At 47.0% G+C, this 541-nt stretch carries 1 protein-coding gene and 1 pseudogene; one reads left to right on the top strand and one right to left on the bottom strand.

The window, feature by feature from the left end:
• Positions 1-216, top strand: a pseudogene (locus A3766_RS30015) (hypothetical protein); the annotation flags it as partial.
• 35 nt (positions 217-251) lie between these two features.
• Here A3766_RS30015 and nadA read toward each other — a convergent pair.
• Positions 252-541, bottom strand: a 290-nt coding sequence (nadA, locus tag A3766_RS00440; protein ID WP_197479135.1) for a quinolinate synthase NadA, incomplete at its 5' end; no start/stop codon positions are given.

Raw genomic sequence — 541 nt, 5'->3', positions numbered from 1 at the left:
ATTTGGTACTTACTTGCTGAGGTAGCGGGGCTCGCTGGTGATATCGCGCATTTGCACCAAGCACGAGCAGAATATTTCTACCTTACCGCTAGAATGAATCAAGCTATCGAGCAGCTTAGCCTTGCCTTGAAAAAAACCACAAGTGAGCTTGATGAACTTAAGATCCAGTCAAGACTGGACCTCTTCTATGCCATCAAAGAAAACCCGCTGTTTTAAACGCGCAAACAGGGTGAATGGAAAGCCAAAGTTATTTACAACGTAGCTGAGAAGTCTAGCATTCTCTGAAGGGACTTAAGTGCACCAGCTCTTAATTCGGAGTCGACCTCTACTTCGCCACTCCCCTCACTTAATGCCAAGTACATATTTTCCAGGTCGTTCATTGCCATCCACGGGCAATGTGCACAGGATCGGCAGGTCGCTCCAGAACCGGCAGTGGGCGCTTCGATAAAGACTTTCTCAGGCGACAACTGCTGCATTTTATAGAAGATACCGTTATCTGTAGCGACGATAAATTCTTGATTCGGCAACTCTTGCGACGCTT

The sequence above is a fragment of the Oleiphilus sp. HI0132 genome (assembly GCF_001635845.1).
Note: the sequence above shows the minus strand (reverse complement) of the source record. Positions and strands in the feature narration are given on the sequence as shown.